The sequence below is a fragment of the Niallia sp. FSL R7-0648 genome (assembly GCF_038007005.1).
Lineage (GTDB): Bacteria > Bacillota > Bacilli > Bacillales > Cytobacillaceae > Niallia > Niallia circulans.
In genome coordinates, this window is record NZ_JBBOWE010000001.1 from 60,628 (window position 1) to 78,536 (window position 17,909).

General features: G+C 32.8%; 21 protein-coding genes. 12 read left to right on the forward strand and 9 right to left on the reverse strand.

Annotated features, from left to right (window positions below):
• The first annotated feature begins 34 nt into the window (after positions 1 to 34).
• Positions 35 to 2,071: a bifunctional diguanylate cyclase/phosphodiesterase gene (locus tag NSQ89_RS00290; protein ID WP_336045369.1), complete on the forward strand. Its 2,037-nt coding sequence runs from the start codon at positions 35 to 37 to the stop codon at positions 2,069 to 2,071.
• A 115-nt stretch (positions 2,072 to 2,186) separates the two neighbouring features.
• Here NSQ89_RS00290 and NSQ89_RS00295 read toward each other — a convergent pair whose 3' ends face one another.
• Positions 2,187 to 2,381 (reverse strand): hypothetical protein, encoded by a 195-nt coding sequence (locus NSQ89_RS00295; RefSeq protein ID WP_047941796.1) that lies wholly within the window; start codon positions 2,379 to 2,381, stop codon positions 2,187 to 2,189.
• 133 nt (positions 2,382 to 2,514) lie between these two features.
• On the opposite strand from NSQ89_RS00295, the gene NSQ89_RS00300 reads away from it, so the two are divergent.
• Positions 2,515 to 2,745: an excisionase family DNA-binding protein gene (locus tag NSQ89_RS00300; RefSeq protein ID WP_047941795.1), complete on the forward strand. Its 231-nt coding sequence runs from the start codon at positions 2,515 to 2,517 to the stop codon at positions 2,743 to 2,745.
• A 334-nt stretch (positions 2,746 to 3,079) separates the two neighbouring features.
• On the opposite strand, the gene NSQ89_RS00305 is transcribed toward NSQ89_RS00300, so the two are convergent.
• Positions 3,080 to 3,391 carry a winged helix-turn-helix transcriptional regulator gene (locus NSQ89_RS00305; protein WP_047941794.1) on the reverse strand — a complete coding sequence of 104 codons (312 nt, stop codon included), beginning with the start codon at positions 3,389 to 3,391 and terminating at the stop codon, positions 3,080 to 3,082.
• A gap of 141 nt (positions 3,392 to 3,532) precedes the next feature.
• Between NSQ89_RS00305 and NSQ89_RS00310 the strand changes: the two genes are divergently transcribed.
• Entirely contained in the window at positions 3,533 to 4,387 is an 855-nt protein-coding gene (locus NSQ89_RS00310; RefSeq protein WP_341132061.1) for a VOC family protein, read from the forward strand.
• 106 nt (positions 4,388 to 4,493) lie between these two features.
• The gene (locus tag NSQ89_RS00315) at positions 4,494 to 5,333 is read left to right on the forward strand and encodes an STAS domain-containing protein (RefSeq protein WP_047941792.1); all 840 of its coding nucleotides are present in this window, start codon (positions 4,494 to 4,496) and stop codon (positions 5,331 to 5,333) included.
• Between the two features lie 266 nt (positions 5,334 to 5,599).
• On the opposite strand, the gene NSQ89_RS00320 is transcribed toward NSQ89_RS00315, so the two are convergent.
• The 3 genes from NSQ89_RS00320 to NSQ89_RS00330 all read right to left on the reverse strand — a co-directional run bounded on the left by NSQ89_RS00320 (position 5,600) and on the right by NSQ89_RS00330 (position 8,690).
• Positions 5,600 to 6,265, reverse strand: coding sequence for a DUF4352 domain-containing protein (locus tag NSQ89_RS00320; protein WP_047941791.1), 666 nt, complete (start codon positions 6,263 to 6,265; stop codon positions 5,600 to 5,602).
• A 169-nt stretch (positions 6,266 to 6,434) separates the two neighbouring features.
• Positions 6,435 to 7,820, reverse strand: a complete 1,386-nt coding sequence (locus NSQ89_RS00325; RefSeq protein WP_047941790.1) for an alkaline phosphatase — start codon at positions 7,818 to 7,820, stop codon at positions 6,435 to 6,437.
• Between the two features lie 162 nt (positions 7,821 to 7,982).
• A complete protein-coding gene (locus NSQ89_RS00330; protein ID WP_047941789.1) occupies positions 7,983 to 8,690 on the reverse strand; it encodes an aspartate/glutamate racemase family protein in 708 nt (235 codons plus the stop codon).
• A gap of 113 nt (positions 8,691 to 8,803) precedes the next feature.
• Between NSQ89_RS00330 and pdxR the strand changes: the two genes are divergently transcribed.
• The 3 genes from pdxR (at position 8,804) to NSQ89_RS00345 (ending at position 11,712) form a co-directional block, all read left to right on the forward strand.
• Complete coding sequence (gene pdxR / locus NSQ89_RS00335) at positions 8,804 to 10,198, forward strand: MocR-like pyridoxine biosynthesis transcription factor PdxR (RefSeq protein ID WP_341132062.1); 1,395 nt, start codon at positions 8,804 to 8,806, stop codon at positions 10,196 to 10,198.
• A gap of 102 nt (positions 10,199 to 10,300) precedes the next feature.
• A complete protein-coding gene (locus tag NSQ89_RS00340; protein WP_047941787.1) occupies positions 10,301 to 11,341 on the forward strand; it encodes a SepM family pheromone-processing serine protease in 1,041 nt (346 codons plus the stop codon).
• A gap of 182 nt (positions 11,342 to 11,523) precedes the next feature.
• Positions 11,524 to 11,712: a hypothetical protein gene (locus NSQ89_RS00345; RefSeq protein WP_047941786.1), complete on the forward strand. Its 189-nt coding sequence runs from the start codon at positions 11,524 to 11,526 to the stop codon at positions 11,710 to 11,712.
• 165 nt (positions 11,713 to 11,877) lie between these two features.
• Here NSQ89_RS00345 and NSQ89_RS00350 read toward each other — a convergent pair whose 3' ends face one another.
• Genes NSQ89_RS00350 through NSQ89_RS00365 form a run of 4 tightly spaced genes read right to left on the reverse strand, consistent with a single transcriptional unit; the run spans position 11,878 to position 14,617 of the window.
• Positions 11,878 to 12,594, reverse strand: coding sequence for a LytR/AlgR family response regulator transcription factor (locus tag NSQ89_RS00350; protein ID WP_047941785.1), 717 nt, complete (start codon positions 12,592 to 12,594; stop codon positions 11,878 to 11,880).
• A gap of 2 nt (positions 12,595 to 12,596) precedes the next feature.
• Positions 12,597 to 12,734, reverse strand: a complete 138-nt coding sequence (locus tag NSQ89_RS00355; RefSeq protein WP_082138300.1) for a cyclic lactone autoinducer peptide — start codon at positions 12,732 to 12,734, stop codon at positions 12,597 to 12,599.
• Positions 12,731 to 13,348, reverse strand: a complete 618-nt coding sequence (locus NSQ89_RS00360; protein WP_095322589.1) for an accessory gene regulator ArgB-like protein — start codon at positions 13,346 to 13,348, stop codon at positions 12,731 to 12,733. Before NSQ89_RS00360 ends, NSQ89_RS00355 begins: the two co-directional genes overlap by 4 nt.
• A gap of 3 nt (positions 13,349 to 13,351) precedes the next feature.
• A complete protein-coding gene (locus tag NSQ89_RS00365) occupies positions 13,352 to 14,617 on the reverse strand; it encodes a sensor histidine kinase (protein WP_251687928.1) in 1,266 nt (421 codons plus the stop codon).
• Positions 14,618 to 15,214: 597 nt separating this feature from the next.
• On the opposite strand from NSQ89_RS00365, the gene NSQ89_RS00370 reads away from it, so the two are divergent.
• The 5 genes from NSQ89_RS00370 (at position 15,215) to NSQ89_RS00390 (ending at position 17,853) form a co-directional block, all read left to right on the forward strand.
• Positions 15,215 to 15,544, forward strand: a complete 330-nt coding sequence (locus NSQ89_RS00370) for a PadR family transcriptional regulator (protein ID WP_047941782.1) — start codon at positions 15,215 to 15,217, stop codon at positions 15,542 to 15,544.
• The gene (locus NSQ89_RS00375; protein ID WP_095259380.1) at positions 15,522 to 16,097 is read left to right on the forward strand and encodes an HAAS signaling domain-containing protein; all 576 of its coding nucleotides are present in this window, start codon (positions 15,522 to 15,524) and stop codon (positions 16,095 to 16,097) included. Before NSQ89_RS00370 ends, NSQ89_RS00375 begins: the two co-directional genes overlap by 23 nt.
• Positions 16,094 to 16,714, forward strand: a complete 621-nt coding sequence (locus tag NSQ89_RS00380) for an NDxxF motif lipoprotein (RefSeq protein ID WP_047941780.1) — start codon at positions 16,094 to 16,096, stop codon at positions 16,712 to 16,714. Before NSQ89_RS00375 ends, NSQ89_RS00380 begins: the two co-directional genes overlap by 4 nt.
• Positions 16,715 to 17,034: 320 nt before the next feature.
• A complete protein-coding gene (locus NSQ89_RS00385) occupies positions 17,035 to 17,694 on the forward strand; it encodes a trypsin-like serine peptidase (RefSeq protein WP_047941828.1) in 660 nt (219 codons plus the stop codon).
• A 21-nt stretch (positions 17,695 to 17,715) separates the two neighbouring features.
• Complete coding sequence (locus tag NSQ89_RS00390) at positions 17,716 to 17,853, forward strand: class III lanthipeptide (RefSeq protein WP_123258863.1); 138 nt, start codon at positions 17,716 to 17,718, stop codon at positions 17,851 to 17,853.
• Positions 17,854 to 17,909: the final 56 nt, after the last annotated feature.

Below are 17,909 nucleotides of genomic sequence, written 5' to 3' on the forward strand. Positions count from 1 at the left end.
GAATATTTTTAGAGGGGAAATTACTATTTTTACATTGCCTAATGCTGATTCAGTAACTTATTTACAAGTGGAATATTCTATTCCTATTATTCTATTATCGATCTTAATCGCATGTTTAGCATCTTATACGGCGCTTTCCATGAATGAGCGGATTGTTTATAATAGTTTTTTTCATCGATATATTTGGTTAGGATTAGCGTCTATTACCATGGGGTTCGGAATTTGGTCTATGCATTTTATTGGGATGAGCGCCTCTATGCTCCCAGTAAATATGAAATATAATATTCCATTAACGATACTTTCAATAGTACCAGCTATTCTAGCTGCTTTTTTGGCTTTCAGCCTATCAAGCAAAGCTAGAAATTCTAGTAGATTAATTGTATTCGCGGGGATATTTATGGGGATTGGTATTAGTGCTATGCACTATATTGGAATGAGAGCAATGGTTATAGAGGCTAATTATGCCTATCATTTTGGCTATTTTACTTTATCTGTTGTTATTGCCGTGCTTGCTTCTTTTGCTTCCTTATTTATTTTTCTAAAGTTACAGCCATATATGAATAACTTTATTGTGAAATGTATTACCTCTCTTTTGATGGGAATTACGATATCAAGTATGCATTATACTGGAATGCATGCTGTCAGGTATTATGTGGATTCAGAAAGAGAACTTATTCATTCCCACGCAAATCATCTTAGTATAAAATCAATCATTCTCGGTATATCAATTGGTATGGCTATTCTTTTTTTATTTTCTTTTTTATCTAGCTTGCTGGATCGCTATGTCGACTATCGGTTAAATCATTTTGATGCATTAACGAAGCGCCCCAATCGCAGGCAGTTTGAAAAAGTGATAGGCTCTGCTACTTATTTAAGTGGGATAGCAATTCTTCATATTCATAATATAAATAAATGGAATAGTAAGTATGGCTACTATTTTGGTGATAAAATCATTATTTATATAGAAGAAGTGTGTAGGAAGCTAGTAGGCCATAATATAGAATTGTTCCGAATAGAAGGAAATCGTTTTGCGTTCTTAAGTAGGACAAATGAGGATCTAGAGAAATTAATTTTAGAACTTAATCGTCTAACAGCCATAATATCTAGTCCTGTAATAATTGATGATCAAATGATCAAGATAGAGACAGCTATTGCATTGTCTGTTAATGAGAAAAAGGTTTCTGCTAAACAAATATATTTAAATGCTGTAGCAGTTTTAACTCATTATTCGCTTCGCTATGAAAATGAAATAATAAAGTATGATTCAGGTAAACATAAGCGAACATTTGCTAATCATCTTGTGAGTGAGATAGAAGATGCCCTCATAAAAAAACAATTATACTTAGTGTATCAGCCTAAAGTAAATTTAAACTCAAAGGAAGTAGCAGGAGTGGAAGCTTTATTAAGATGGAAGCATCCTAGATATGGGGAGATTTCTCCAGGAGTTTTTATTCCTATTTTAGAAGCGTCTGACAAAATGTGGGAAGTTACTGACTGGATTATGGAAGAGATCTGCAAGCAAATGGCCAGATGGCAAAATCAAGATAGAAGCCTATCTGTGGCATTTAATATTCCAGGTCCTTATGTTACTTCTCGACGACTAATGAGAAACTTAAAAGCGTATGTAGAGAAATATAAGCTAAGTCCATCATTAATCGAGTTAGAGATTACTGAAACAAGCGCCGTCGGTAATATGGAAGGAGCAATTCAATCCGTGCAAGCTTATAGAAATGCAGGTTTTTCTGTTGCTCTTGACGATTTTGGTACTGGGGTATCATCTTTGTCCTATTTAAAAAGAATTCCAGTCAATACATTGAAAATAGATAAATCCTTTATTGATGAGGTTCCAGAATCGCAAAAAGATGGAGAAATTATTAAAGCTATTATTGCCTTGGCAAGTTCTTTGCATTTATGCATTGTGATAGAAGGGGTAGAAAGAGAAGAGCAAATTGAATATTTATCTACCATAAATAAATGGCCGATTATCCAAGGATATTATTATGCTAAACCGATGAATAATCTTGCTTTGGAAGAGTGGCTTTATATGTTTGAAGAAGAAAAAACAGGATAGAAGTTTGAAAAATAAGATCATCCGCTTTTAAGTTAAAAGAAAGATCCTTTTCTTTTCGTGGGATCTTTGAGATAAATAGAAATGATAAGTGAAATAGGGTGGTTGATTTGCGTGACTATTCTGCAGATAATTTAATATCTTTAGAGAAGGCTCCTGTATTTTTTGATTTACAAGAATCATTTTCTAATTTAATAGTTGGTAAAATGGGGGCATTTTCCTTTCTAGTTTTAGCAAAGAAAGACTGATAAAATATGAAAGAGAAACAACAAAAGATCATAACTAAAAATAAGCTGTTTAGAACGAAATTCATTTATTCATCCTCCTTTTGATGGTGCTGATATGGTAACTATACCGTTTATTGATGAAGGCAGTATAAAGACAGAGTTAAGTTTAAATGGAGTCAGTGTAAAGATGAATAGCAAATAGATGAAAGAGGTGTTTTTATGTATTTATCCGTGCAAGAAACCGCAGAATTGCTGTCGATTTCAGAAATGAAAGTGAAAAACCTTATTTTACAAAATCAGATTAGGGCCATTTATGATGGGACGGATTATCTTATTAACAAGGAGCAATTTAATACGCATTTTAAGCAAGTGGAAAAATATAAAACGTTTGTAGAAGAAGTATTAAGTGAGCCAATTCCTGAGGATTTAGACATTAAAGATGAGGATTAGTGTTTTTTAGTTTGTTAATAATAAGGCTGACAAACAACTAAATAAGAAGGTAAAGACGAATCAATAAATTTAAATAAATGCCTTGCTGACATCTATTCGTAAGAGCTTGCCGTCGAGGTTTAAGAGCGTCTATTCTTATTGTAGGAGTGGAGTGTCCTTATCTCCGCTCCACTTCAATTTTTTCGAAAATAATTATAGCCCAGGGAAAACGGAGTGAATCAGTTTGTAGATGATAACTAAAAACTATCTTTTTAAAGTGAATAAAAACCCAAACAATCATATGGTAACTCCGTATAATTATTCGGGTTATCATCGACCGGAAAACTTTATATGGTTATACTTCTAGCCATGAATGAGACCAATTTTCGATTTCTTTCATAATTGGTTCTAATGAACGCCCTTTTTCTGTTAGAGAATATTCAATTCTAACCGGCGTTTCAGGGTATACCTCTCGTACCACAATATCAGCTTGCTCTAAATCCTTTAATCTCTCCGATAAAAGTCTTCCGCTTATTCCAATGGAGGATTCTATAGAACAGAAACGTTGAGGACCGTTTAACAGCTGATAAATAATTAAACCAGTCCAGCGTTGGCTTAAAATACTCATTGCTTTTTCAAACCGTGGACAAATTGTTGAATGGTTCATCTTACATCCCCCCTCGTAATAATTATACAATAATTATTATTTTAAGTAAAAATATTATGAATCATAACTTGATTACTTTACAACTGTTGTTTATTAAAATAAAATTACTTACATAAAGTAACTAAAAATGGAGGAAAAAGAATGATATTTCATAACGATTCAACTATTTATGCAAAATCAATAACTTTAAAAGTATCTAATCTAGAAAAGTCTCTTTTGTTCTATACGAAAATAATTGGTTTTTCAGTTGCGAGTCAAGATAAAAGGACTGCATCTTTACGTGCAGGAACAGGGGAACCTTTTTTATTTTTAGAAGAATTAAAAGAAATCGAGCCTAAAACAGTACGAACAACAGGACTCTATCATTTTGCTATCTTGGTGCCATCAAGAGAGGAGCTAGGAATTATATTGAACCATTTGCTAGAAACAGGTTATCCATTACAAGGAGCTTCTGATCATTATGTTAGTGAAGCGATCTATCTAGCAGATCCAGATGGAAATGGGATTGAAATCTATCGAGATAGAAAGGCGACAGAGTGGGAGTGGGAAGATGGATTTGTGAAAATGGATACAGCCTATATGGATACAAAAGGAGTGCTTGCATCTGCAGGAAATCGCCAATGGAAAGGTCTTCCCGAGCAAACTATCCTTGGTCATATTCATTTACATGTTGCGGATTTAACAGATACGGTTGATTTTTATGTAAAAGGATTAGGCTTTGATGTCGTTCAAAAATATGGTTCACAAGCGTTCTTTCTTTCAACAGCACAATATCACCATCATATCGGCTTAAATATTTGGAATGGAATGGGGGCACCTGCTCCAGAAAAGAATCATGTTGGTTTAGCTTATTTTGATTTGAGTATACCTGATCACGAAAAACTAGAAGAAATTAAGCATAGAATTGTACAGCTAGGGGCATTAATTATCGAAAAAGAGGGTAAATGGTATACATGGGATCCCTCTGGAAATATGATTCATTTAACAGTTTTTTGAATATATAAAGCACTGCTTAATTTCTATTTTCTTATTAAACTTTAAATTAGAGTACATCATTTCCAAGTTGGACTATAATCAACATTTATTAGGAGTGATGCATTAGTTGTACTATAATCAAGGTGTATATCAATATTTCATCGACAATTCAGAAAGATTAACAGAAGAATGGTATAATGATTTGACAAAAAATGATCCAAAAGGTGTGTACGCAGCAACTGATCCATATGCGATTGAGACAATGAAAAAGCAAAACAATGATTTTCATCTTCGTCTTGCAGGTCTCTTTATTAAAGATAGGGAAGAGTTCCTTGAAGACATTAAGGAATGGATTTTTAAAATTGCAACCGATCAGGGGCAATTAGATACACCAATTCATTTTATTATTCGTGAATTTATTCGAACGAGGGAGCAATATTTTCAGTTGATTGAAGAATACGCGGCCAAACATCATGTCGAGCAGTCACGCGTCATTGAATGGAGCCATTCTGTTGTAAAGGTTCTCGATAAAATTATCTTGAAATATACTGAGGAACATCATAATTATTCCAATAGGCAGCTTATAGCACAACAGGATATGATTAATGAATTAAGTTCACCAGTCATTTCTTTAAGTAAATCAAGTGCACTCTTGCCTCTTGTTGGAGATATTGATACAGCGCGTGCTGCTTCTATATTAGAAAATACGATTAAGCAATGTGAAGAGAAGAAAGTATCCAGATTATTTATTGATTTATCTGGTGTAATTATTATTGATACAATGGTTGCCCATCAGATATTCCAATTGATTCATGGTTTAAGCTTAATTGGAGTGAATACGACATTATCAGGTATTCGCCCAGAAATAGCAACAACCGCAATACAGTTAGGATTACCCTTCGCGGATATTTCAATCGCTTCCACGCTTTCTAAAGCAATTGAGCAAGATGGCAACTTTGAAAAGTAAGTAAATTATGAATCAGTGAAAGGGACAAGTACTGTATATAAGGAGCCGCCAACTTCTGTTGTCCAAAATTTGTGTCCACTTGTATGCAGGTTATCATATGGAGAGACAAGCAACATGTATCTTATTATTATCGGCTTGTATATTGGTAGAAGAATTTTACGCCAGGATTACCTTGCTGGCTCACATTAAATGCCAGCTCGTCGTAAAAGGGTTTACCTGACGTACTTGATCTCTTTCAGCGATTTAGAATGTAGAGAATGTATATATTATTCTAAGTTAATGTCAATCATTTTTGCTTTTCCTAACAGGTTATCTTGTTCTGTATAGGTATCGCTTGTACTTAACTGGACTTTATTAACGGCAGAATTTTCTAAGATAAAGCCTATATTTCCTTTTTTTCGTTCTCCTGGATTTAATTCTCCATTAAGCTCTTCTAAGTAGATATCCTTTTCCCATGTAATCATTTCATCCTTATCTGTTTGGATGAAAGCAATTGGAGAGAACTTCCTAATTTCGTCCGATAGGTTTTCAAGTTCCACAGAAAACTTGATGAAAGTGAATTGTTCTTCATGTGTATAAGTATGATAAAAGTCTATTAAGCTATATGCTGGTCGATAAGCGATAAGTTTGATGTCTTTGACTGTTAGTCTTACGGAATCAACCTGAACTTCCTTGGCTTCTTTAGAAATGGCTTTTAATGTTGCTTCTCCTTTTCTATCGCGATAAAAGTCACCAGCAGCTAGTAAAGCGGCATCATCAATTACTTGCGGATTGGGAGTATAAATATCCGTTGAAACAGTTTTTCTATCTGCAGCTAGCGTGCTCGTTTCTCTTTTCTTTAAATCGTTATTCTTTGTATTAGTATTAGTTTCTTTGCTGCTACAGCCGGCTAGTAAAAGGAAGGTTAATAAATAGATAATATTTTGTCTCAATGGCGTTCCTCCTGATGGAAAAGCTCCCCTCGCGAAAATAGAGGGAAGCACTTCTTTTATTAAAGTAAAGAAAGTACAGGTTAATAGATGGAAGCAGTCCCCGTGTTTCCTATATCTCAGGAAATGTCGCACCAGCCCCGACGCTCCTAAACAGGTACCCTCCGCCATTCTATTTATCCGTTATTTTTATTTTTGCGTTTAGTAGGTTGAAGATAATTTTTGCATGATCTGTATTGTCCTTTTGTCCTGTAAAAAGGTTGCTAGAAGGTCCGTAGGCATAGACAGGAACGTCTTCACCTGTGTGTCCTCCAGTTGTCCAGCCTGTATTGGTTCGTTTATTGAAGATATCTTCAATAGCATTGTCGATAGTAGTGAGGTCCTTTGTATCAGCAGCCTTTTGAACGGTCTGAATTTCCTCTGAAGTTAGGGATAACTGAATATTATCTTTTAAGGTAGATTTTACATTCGCGCCATTTACAATTAATTCTGCCATAAAATCAGGTGTTTTCTTTGCTGCTTTGATTGGCTCGCCATACCAATTATAATCCCCATTAGCTGCAATAGAGAATCCGCCAGTTGAATGGTCTGCTGTAGCAACAACTAAAGTATTTTTATCCTTTTTAGCAAAATCAATTGCTGCTTTATATGCCTTTTCAAAATCCTCCATCTCACTCATTGCAGCGACAATGTCGTTATCATGGCCCGCCCAGTCAATTTGACTACCTTCCACCATAAGGAAAAATCCTTTCTTATTTTTGTTTAAACTATTGATAGCAGTTTTTGTCATTTCCTCTAACGAAGGTGTATCTTTATCTCTATCTATCATTTTCGGCATTCCTGCTTCCGCAAATAGACCAAGCAATTGTGTATCTTTATTCTTCAGTAAATCTTTACGATTCGTTACATAATTGTAGCCAGCCTTCTTAAATTCCTTCGTTAAGTCTCTATCCTGGCGAACGAAAAGGTCTGTCCCACCACCTAGAAGAATATCCACTTTATGCTTACCATTTATCATCTCATCAAAATAATCATCTGCAATGGCATTCATGTTTTTACGATTAATATCATGTGATCCAAAAGATGCTGGGGTTGCATGGGTAATTTCAGAAGTGGCAACAAGACCTGTGGATTTGCCTTTTTCTTTTGCAGCTTCTAAGACGGTTTTCACTTCCGAATGATCATTGTCTACAGCAATAGCATTATTGTATGTTTTAATACCAGCAGACATTGCGGTTGCGGCTGATGCAGAGTCTGTGACATTTTGTTCGGGATCTTCTGGATATGTCATTTGCTGTCCTACTAAATAAGGATCAAAATATGTGCTTTCTGCCGTTTTGGTTTTCGGATTATCTTTTAAATAGCGATATGCGGAAGTGTAAGAAACACCCATTCCATCTCCTATCAGAAAGATAACATTTTTCGGTTTTCCGTTATTGTTTCCATTTTTTTTTGCTTCTGCATCTGTTCCTGTTAATACAGTTGCTAATCCAGCAACTGTTAGAGAAGAGATTACAGCGATTGGCAGCACCTTTTTTTTCCATGATTTTAAGTTCAAATTTTTCCCCTCCATTATTTAGGCTCGCTTTATTATCATGGAAAAAAGTTAAGCTTGTTTTACAGTAGTTTAGAAAAAAAGTAAAAAAAACTAGGATAAATGTACCCTAGTTCGATAGTAATGATAGAGGTCGTTTGCCTATGGAAAAGGAAAAAGAGGTTTTTACTTTAATGCAAAATTTTTATCGAGTGCATAGGAAACGGCTGCTTGAGCATGTAAAAATGTTGTATCAAATAGCGGAATAGAACTGTCTTCTTGTTTTATAAGTAAGGGAATCTCTGTACATCCTAAAATTATCCCTTCAGCGCCTTGTGCTTGAAGTTTGTCTATAATACGCAAATAGATAGCCTTTGATTCTGGAAGGATTATCCCTTTGCATAATTCATCGAATATAATTTGATGAACTGCTTCTCTATCCTCTTTGTCAGGAATAATTGTTTCAATCTCTTGTTGTAAAAGTGCTTCTTTATAAAAGGACTGCTCCATTGTAAACATCGTTCCTAATAAGCCGACTTTTTTTAAGGTAGCTTTTTTTATTTCATATCCAGTAACATCTGCGATATGAAGTAATGGAATAGTGATAGCTGCTTGTACTTCTTTTGCCATTTTATGCATAGTATTGGTACAGATAATTACGATATCAGCACCGCCCGCTTCCAGTGTTTTAGCGGCATTTATCATTAATACAGTGGCCTCATCCCAATGTCCAGCTTTTTGCAGAGCAACAATTTCTTCAAAGTCAAAGGAATATAGAAGCGATTTAGCAGAATGTAATCCACCCATTTGTTCTTTTACGAATGTATTTATATAGCGATAATAATCAGCTGTTGATTCCCAGCTTAACCCGCCAATTAGTCCAATTGTTTTCATTAGATACTCCTTTATGTCCATTTTTTCACATCATAACATGGTATACTGGTATAGAATAGAGCCAGTAATTATATACTTTTATAGTACCAGTTTGTTTTTTAGGAGGATTCTGCATGATCTTTATTACGATTGACCGATCCAGTTCTATTTCTTTAACACAGCAAATTTATGATCAAGTTCGTAATGGAATATTGGAAAAGCAATTAAAAGAGGGAGATAGACTAGCTTCCTCAAGAGAATTAGCAAGCTCTATTGGAGTTTCGCGAAATATTGTGCTGGAGGCGTACGAGCGTTTAATTGCAGAAGGCTATTTAGAAGTAAGACCAAAGTCAGGGACTTTTGTAGCAAGAGGGACTTCTCTTTCGTTTACAGAAAATACAAGAAGAAAAGAAACTCCTAAAAAAATCGATGCGAATAAAAAGAGGTATATTGATTTTAAAGCAGGGAATCCAGCAATCGATTATTTTCCAAGGAAGAAATGGGCACAATTAACAAAGGAAATTTGTTTGCATTCTTCGGAAGCAGTCTTTGGATATGGAGAGGCCTCTGGAATGAAAGAATTAAAGAATGCCCTTGTTGACTATTTAAAAAGAGTTAGAGGGGTGCAATGCAGGGCAGAGCAAATTTTTATTACATCGGGTGCTACTCAAGGATTGAAGCTAATCACAGAAATGCTTGGGAGAGGAAATAAAACGATAGCAGTTGAGGATCCTGTGACATATGAAATGAGAAATATTTTTACTTTTAGCAATAGACAAATCATTCCTGTTCCTGTAGATGAGAATGGGATTGATCCAAGTGGATTACCAAAACAATCCCCCAGTTTTGTCTTTGTTATTCCTTCCCATCAATTTCCTTTAGGGGGTATTCTTTCTATTCAAAGAAGGCTGCAATTAATCGAGTATGCGAAAAAGATGGATTGCTATATTGTAGAAGATGATTATGACAGTGAATTTACCTATGAGGGGGCTCCTGTACCGTCTATCCAAGGAATAGCACCTAACCACGTTATATATGTAGGAACTTTTAGCAAAATTCTTTCACCAGGCTTACGGATAGGATATGTAATTTTACCAGAGGAATTAATAAGTGATTTTGAACAGCTTAAGTGGTTTTCAGACAGACATACTTCCTCTCTGGAACAATTAGTATTAGCCCGTTTTATCAGGGAAGGCTATCTAGATCGGCATGTTCGCAAAATGAAAAAAATATATAAAGAAAAACGGGAACGGTTAGTCTTAGCTATTCAGCAAAATTTTGAATATGCTACCATCATTGGTAAATCGGCAGGAATGCATTTAGTTGTCGAAATTCCAGATACAGATTTTCATTCCACCTTCATACATAAAATCGAGGAAAATGGAGTAAAGGTATATCCGATTGAACAGTATAGTTTAGTTAAAGGAAAGCATAAGAGTAGAATTGTAATGGGTTATGGTGGATTATCCCTCGAACAGATTGAAAAAGGCGTCCGATTATTGCGAGAAATCCTTGATACAGAAAAATAGTCTTTTTAATGGAAAAACTATCTGAAATTCATTTTTTTTTAATATGATATATGTAAATATAGTTTATATCAGTAAAATTAATATCCTAAGGAGTATGTAGATATGAATAAATCAAGAAAAAGCATCTTTTCAAAAAAGTGGTTAATCATACTTTTTGGGGTACTCATTATTCTCTTATTTATCCCGACCCCTTATTATTTAAATCAACCAGGCTCAATTGAAGCACTTGCATCAAAAGTGACGGTAGAGAATGGTACGAAGTCTGAAAAGGGAAGTCTGAATCTAACAACAGTTTATTCGATTAAAGCAAATAACCCCTATATCTATCTATACGGATTGGTCGCACCACATACGGAAATCCGAAAGGAAGAAGAGGTTAAGGGGAATTTAAGTGATGATGAGTACAATAAGCTGCTGCTTCATATGATGGATACATCAAAGCAAAATGCGATTATCGCTAGTCTGCATGCAGCAGGGAAAAAGGTAGAGTTTACTTATAACGGTATTTTCGTTGCTCAAGTATTAGATAACTCTAAGGCAAAATCAATTATTCAAGTCGGAGATATTATTAAAAAAGTGGATGGAAAGGCATTTACTAAAAGCGAGAAGTTAATTGCTTATTTAAAAGAAAAGCAAGCAGGAGATATAGTCCACCTTGAATTTTTACATGGCAAGAAAAAGAAAGAAGCTGATGTAGAAGTAATTGAATTAGACAAAAAGACAGGGCAGGTTGGTATTGGGATTGCTCCAGAAGATAATATGACGATCCACCCTTCTATTGATGTAAAAATTAATAGTGAAAATATTGGAGGGCCTTCCGCCGGATTTATGTTTTCATTAGAAGTCTATAATCAAATTGTCAAAGAAGATTTAACAAGAGGCTACAAAATAGCCGGTACCGGAACGATGGATGCCGAAGGAAATGTGGGGCAAATTGGTGGAATCAAGCATAAAATCGTTGCGGCACATAAAGAAGATGTGGATATATTCTTCTATCCACGCGATATAACAGAATATGATACGAATGAAAAGGAAATTAAAGAACAAGTAAAAGAAGAGGGATATACCGATATTAAGATAGTTCCTGTTAGTACGTTAAAAGAGGCAATTGAGTATTTAGAAAAGCTACCAGAGAAGAAATAAATTTATGGGTTATTAGAAATCTCCTTACATAGTAGGGAGATTTTTCTTTATTTTTATAAGAAAGGAGACAGGGAGATTCCTGTAAAATTCTAGCGTTTAGAAAATCCTGAAATGGGAAAGTTATATATAAGAAATGAAAAGCACGTATAGTCGGTAAAACGGCATTTATAAGGAGGTTCACGATGTCAGAATTTTTCAGTGGTTTTTTTAATATTCTTTATGGAGCTTTCGGAGTTCCTCTACTTTTAATCGTTCTCATTATTCTTGTTATCGTTGTTTCACAAAGAAGACGAAAAAAGAAAATGAAGCAAGAAGACTGGATGGGGCATTCGTCAGTAGAGAAAATCGAAAAAGATAATAAAAAGAAGTAGCAAAGCATTTTCCTTCCTTTAGATGAAAAAAATTTTGGCCATAAAATTCAAGTATAAGAAGAACCTGAACAATTATCCTTTTTTACATCTGGATACTTGTTCAGGTTTTGTAGGTTGTTTTGTAAAGTTTGATGCCAAAAAAGGCTGTTATCAATATCAATAAAGCTAGAAACTGAACTCACTGAATATTAAATCTTTAAGACCTTTTATCCGATGTTTGCTCACTGGTAAAGTTTCTTCAGAATCAATTAGAACCAGATTATATGAATTCATAAATTCATCTTTTTGAATTTTTTTAACTCTTTCTAGGTTGACTAAATAGGATTTATGGATACGATAAAATCCGTGCTTTGCTAATTTTGCTTCAAGAACTTCAAGTTTCTCATTACTTTCAATAAGTTCTCCAGTTGTAAGATGTATTGTGGTTTTTCGAATGGTTTTACCAATAAAGTTGATCTCATCCTTTTTAATTAATAAGTACCCAGTTGATGTCTTAACCCCTACCCGAAGGTCGTCTTTATTTACATAATTAACTCGCGTTAGTGTTTGGAATAATCTAAATACATCAACAGGCTTTACTATATAATCTAAGGGATAAAAATTATATGCATCCAATGCAAAGGATTTGTGATTACTGATGAAAACAATTTTTATATTTTTGTAATACTGATTGATATGTTCTGCTAGTTTAAATCCAGATTGAGATGCAATTTCTATATCTAATAATGCAATATCTACTTTATTCTCATTTAAAAAAATTGGAAGAGAATCACCATTTGTAGAGGTATATACTAAATTATATGGTGATTCTTTAAAAATATCTTTATATAGTTCTAATTGTATCGGGTCATCGTCTATAGCTATGATACTTAATTTAGACATTTTTATTCAGAATCATTCTTTTTGTCTTTACTAGGAAGTTCAGGTTCGTATGTAAACCAATACGATGCTAGAGTACCCTTTGAGGCCATAAAACCAACCTTACCTATAATTTTTGCTAGTACTTTCGTAAATAAGTTCATAAATAATCCACCTTTCTTGTAGTTTTTTTATCTAACCAATCGGTCATGTCATGATGCCATTTTGTAAGTGAAATCGATTGGAAGAGAACAGATAGCCAAATACTTGAGATAATACTTGATTTACCTATAGGTAATAATATCGTGAGGATGAACAGTGTTGTAATAAAAAATAATGAAATATGTTTGAATAACATTTTCTTATTGTCATTAAATAAAGCTCTAGTTTTATGTAAGACAGGAGCTTTTTTATTATAAATAAACATAGAAATTAAATAAATTATAAGGACAGCGATCATATTAAGAGCTAGAAAATGCTTGGTTGCTATCGAAAGTATAAGGATTAAAATAGTACTGTAGACCACACATTTTAAATAACTTTTAAAGTGTGCTCCTCCACCAAAAGTTCTAAGAAAAGCTCCTGTAAAAAGAGATACGGTGGCTTCAATAAAAACTCCAAATAAAACCGATAGTATTAGAATAACTGAAATTTGAATAGTTAATGAGATTATCCACTCTAGTCCGTATCGTATATACTCTTTATTATCTCTGTATTCTGGGGCATGTTTGATAACAAAATTAGTTACTTCATTACTAATTATATTAGGATTAACCATAAATTATTTCCTTTCTTTAGGTGGTATGAGGACAAACATACTTAAAGTTCGATTATTAAGTTCTGGATATATGTATCCGTTATATCTCTCTAAAGTCATCATAATATTGCTTAGTCCTAATCCATTTTCATAAGTAGTTTTTGTACTATAACCATCTTGAAATATGTTTTCCAAATCTAGCAGCTCCGGATTCACTTCATTTAACACTTCGACTATTAAATACTGATTTTTGTAAAATTTAATGACTATTTCTCTAGAAGCTGTTTCGTTTGATTTTATAAATTCATATGCATTAGAAATTAAGTTTCCGATAACATTGTTAAATTCATAAACTGGCATAGGAATGAGTTCAAATGTATCGGAGATAAAAATATTAAAATTAATACCGTCTTTTTTTAAAATCTGTTTGTATTGAATAAGTAAACCGGCTATTGACATGTAATGTAAAGGTAGAGTTTCAGAAGTTGTCTGAAACTCTTCAGTGAGTTCACTCAGATAAGCTTTTAAATCATTTATTCTATTTAGATGGACTAGAGAATTGATAGTGTTAAGTTGAAAGATAAAGTCATGCCTTTGTGCTCGTATACTTCTTAGATAAAATTTTGCACTTTTCTCTTGCTCAGTTAATAATTTTTTTTCTGCTTTAATAGTGTTTAGATAAACTAAGTACCGTGTAAGATAAATAAATGCAATACTCGAGATAATTATTAAATAAGCAGAGGTAATCGATATACCGTCATCTTGAATGACTTTAATTACAATTAACATGAATAACACAACAAATAGGGGGAAAATCCACCAAAACTTTGGGGTCTTAGCATGAGAAATGTCCTGGTTAGGTATAAGACTCCTCCTAAATGCTCTTAGAAATAATAATAGTAGAGTTAATAATGAACCGTTAACTAATCCAGAGATAAATCGTATTTGATTAAATGTTGAAGAGCCTGCAAAAAGTAGATCAAAAATAATAATATTTATCAATTGTACAATCAGTAGAAGGGTCATACTTAATAATAGGGATAATATTGAAAAAGTGAATTTCACTTTATATAGCTTGGATATAAGAAGAGCCAGAATTACTACAGCTAAAGGCAATTTAATAAAGGGATAACTTAGTGATAGTGTTAAAAATATGGCTGTTCCTAGACTTATAGAAAATAAATAAAGTATTTGTATTTTACTAAAATGAAATTTATTTAATAATTGTAGGGTTATTAAAAGCATTGGGATTGTTTCAAACAGAGCTCCAATAAAATCAATAAAAATCAAGGTCTTCTTACACTCCTATAATTAAGTATATAAAAGTTGGAAAAATTAGAAATCAAATAGCGAAAGTATTCGAGCCTATTTTTATGATAATTCAAACAATTAAGCGTTTCCCATTTTACGTATTGCCCTTTTATGTACTCTAAATGTCCTAATATGCAGCTTTTTATCCCTTTTATAATTTTCGAGGTATTTATAAACCTGTTTCATTTTATAATGGAAAATATAGGATAAAAGGGTGGTGGTTTAAATACTAAAATACATTTCTATTTATTACGGAATAAAGAAATTTAAAAAAGTAAGGAACAAATAACCTCTGAAAAAAGGTTGTATGGATTGGATTTATTTTCCTATTCTCTAAATAACAATGTAACATCAAATTTAAAATAAATCAAATTTTTTACACAAATAGTAAATAATGTTCTCGGATACTTGATGACCTTATGTAAATATATTAGTACTGTTATAATCCATATGATTCCCAGGAATTAATTACTGATAATTAATTCTTAATATTCTGATATTAGGATACAGTGTTAAGTTTAGTACCTTTTAATACACAGATAGTATTAAATAAATTATAAACGCTGGTGATAAATTATGAATGCACAGTTTAAAAAAGGTGTACTAGAATTAATAGTCTTAATAATAATAAACAAAGAGGATGAATACGGTTATTCACTAATAAAGAAGATCTCGAATAAGATCGTTATATCGGAAGGTACTGTTTATCCGATTTTAAGAAGATTAGTTAAAGAAAAGTATGTCACGACATATCATGAAGAATCAAAAGAAGGACCATTTAGGAAATACTACAGAATTACAAAGGAAGGTATAGCTAAACTTGAATCCTTAAAGATGGAATGGAATGAGTTTTTCCTAACAATAAATCGTTTTGTCGAGGAGAATGATAAACTTGAACAAAAATAATTTTTTGAAACTACTCAAAAATAGTTTGAAGTTTATGTCTGAAAAAGAAAAGAAAGATATATTAGAAGAGTATAGCATGCATTTTACGGAGGGATTAAGTGAAAATAAAAGTGAAGAGGAAATTTCTAAAGAATTAGGTAATCCTGAAGAAATCGCTAAGGAATTAAACGCTGTTTATGCGATTAATAAGGTCGAAGAAAAGAAAAGTATAAGAAGTATGCTTACAGCAATGATGTCCATAATGGGTTTAAGTTTAATGAATTGCATTATTATTATAGTGAGTTTATTCTTTATGTTATTATTAACGCCATTTATATTGGCTTATGTCATTGGTGTGCCTATAATGATCCTATCTCCCATAATTTTAATCGTAATGGGGTTTGTAGATGGTTCTACCATTGGACTTGGGGAAATTCTCGAGTCTATAAAAGGAGTTATTATAGGAGCCATTTTAGCCATCCTAGGGTATTATATAGGGAAGTCATTTATTAAATTATTTATTAAATATCTAAAATGGAACGCATCAATAGCAAGGGGGAAAAATGGATTATGAAAAAAATATTTTTTAGTATCCTATTTCTCTTTATATTAAGCGCGTGTTCAAATGAAGAAAATATTGGCACCTCTGAAAACCAAATACCCGATACAAAGAATGTAGAAATCCCTAGTATTATTTTTTCTTCTGACAAACAAAACAGTGTAATTGATGAAAAGGAAATGAAATCAAGTATAAAAACGTACCTAGACACTTATGAAGCATTACAGCTTGCTAGCTATCCATTTGAAGAAATGATCGATGAAGAAAAGGAATTGACTAAAAGTGAATTGGAGAAATTAGACCAAATTTACAGACTAACAAAAGAAAATGATGAAAATTTCTCTAATTATATTTCACAAAATACATTACCTGAAGGGTATCTAGAGGAGTCTGAAAGAATTAGCAGATATATTACAGGTGTAAATGAAATTATTTACGAAATAGATACAATGCTTAATCAACTTACAGACGACATAGAGAAAGAAGTTATTCCGACAGTAAACTTTGATTTAATAAATAAAAAAAGTGATGTAGTGAATGGAAGAGAACAGAAAAAAATAGAAGAGTTTCTCGAGAGGGAGAATATTGATACTAAAGCATTTGGGAAGAATTCACAAGGAAAAACAGAATAATTTTATAGATATAAAAAAAGATGTACCGAATTTATTTTCAGGTACATCTTTTTTTGTATGAGAAGTATTCCAGCTTAAGATTAACCTCGATATTTATACGGTAATTCCAAAGGGAAATGCGTGTAATGGCCGGGTTTTTTAGATGTTCTAGAAAGTGTGCTGCTGGGACTCAGTCTAGTTATTTCTTATTTACTATTATATATAGAATGATATTATCCTTAAAACATTACTATGAAAATAAAATATTGAATCTCTTATATTTTGGTAGTATTGTTTTTTTATACCAGTCAAAGGAATGAAGAATAATGTTTAAAGTATCTATGAATGAAAATCAAATAATGAACACAGGAATATTGAAAATAAAACAAAATAAAAACAAATTTATAAGTAATGCTTCACTAATTATGGGATTGAAATATCCATTAGTTTGTACTGCTGCACATTGTGTTTTTGATTGGTATAAGCAAACAAATGCGAATGAGATAACCTTTATAACTTATGATAACCACGAATATGAAGTGGAGGAAATCTACGTCAGTAAGGAGTGGGTTCAAAATGGAATAGTAGATTATGATACTGCTTTTCTCACTTTAAAAGAACCGCCTTTAGAAACAGACAATATAATTAAGCCTATATTTAATAACACCTCGAAAAAACAGCATGCATTAATACCTTACATACAGAAAAAATTTCTCCGGAAAAATAAAATCGAAATAATAGAAAACATAACATTTGAGGACTATATACACAATTCATCCTTGTTAGGAGTAAAAGGAAAAGCGGGAGTAGGTAGCTCAGGCAGCCCTTGGCTGTTAGAAAAAGATCGTGATTACTTCCAATTTTCAAATACAAGTTTATCTTTTAATAGTGTTAAAGATATAGTGTGGGGCCCTTATTGGGGGGAACACATAGAAAATTTATATCTACATGCCAATAAAAAAGGGAACAACTTAGAAAGTATTAAAACCTATAAATTATAAAACTAGAAAGGAGGTGTGACTATGTCTAGAACGGATGTTTTATCTCTGCAAAGTTTAAGATATAAAAAGAACGATGAGCCGCCAATTGGTTCAAATGTCAGCGTTAACTGCAAAACACATAGTGGTTTAAGCCTTTTTTTCTGTGTAGTTCCTAGATAAGAAATTCAAAAAATTAAGCACAAATTAACTTGGTTAATTTGTGCTTATAATGAGGT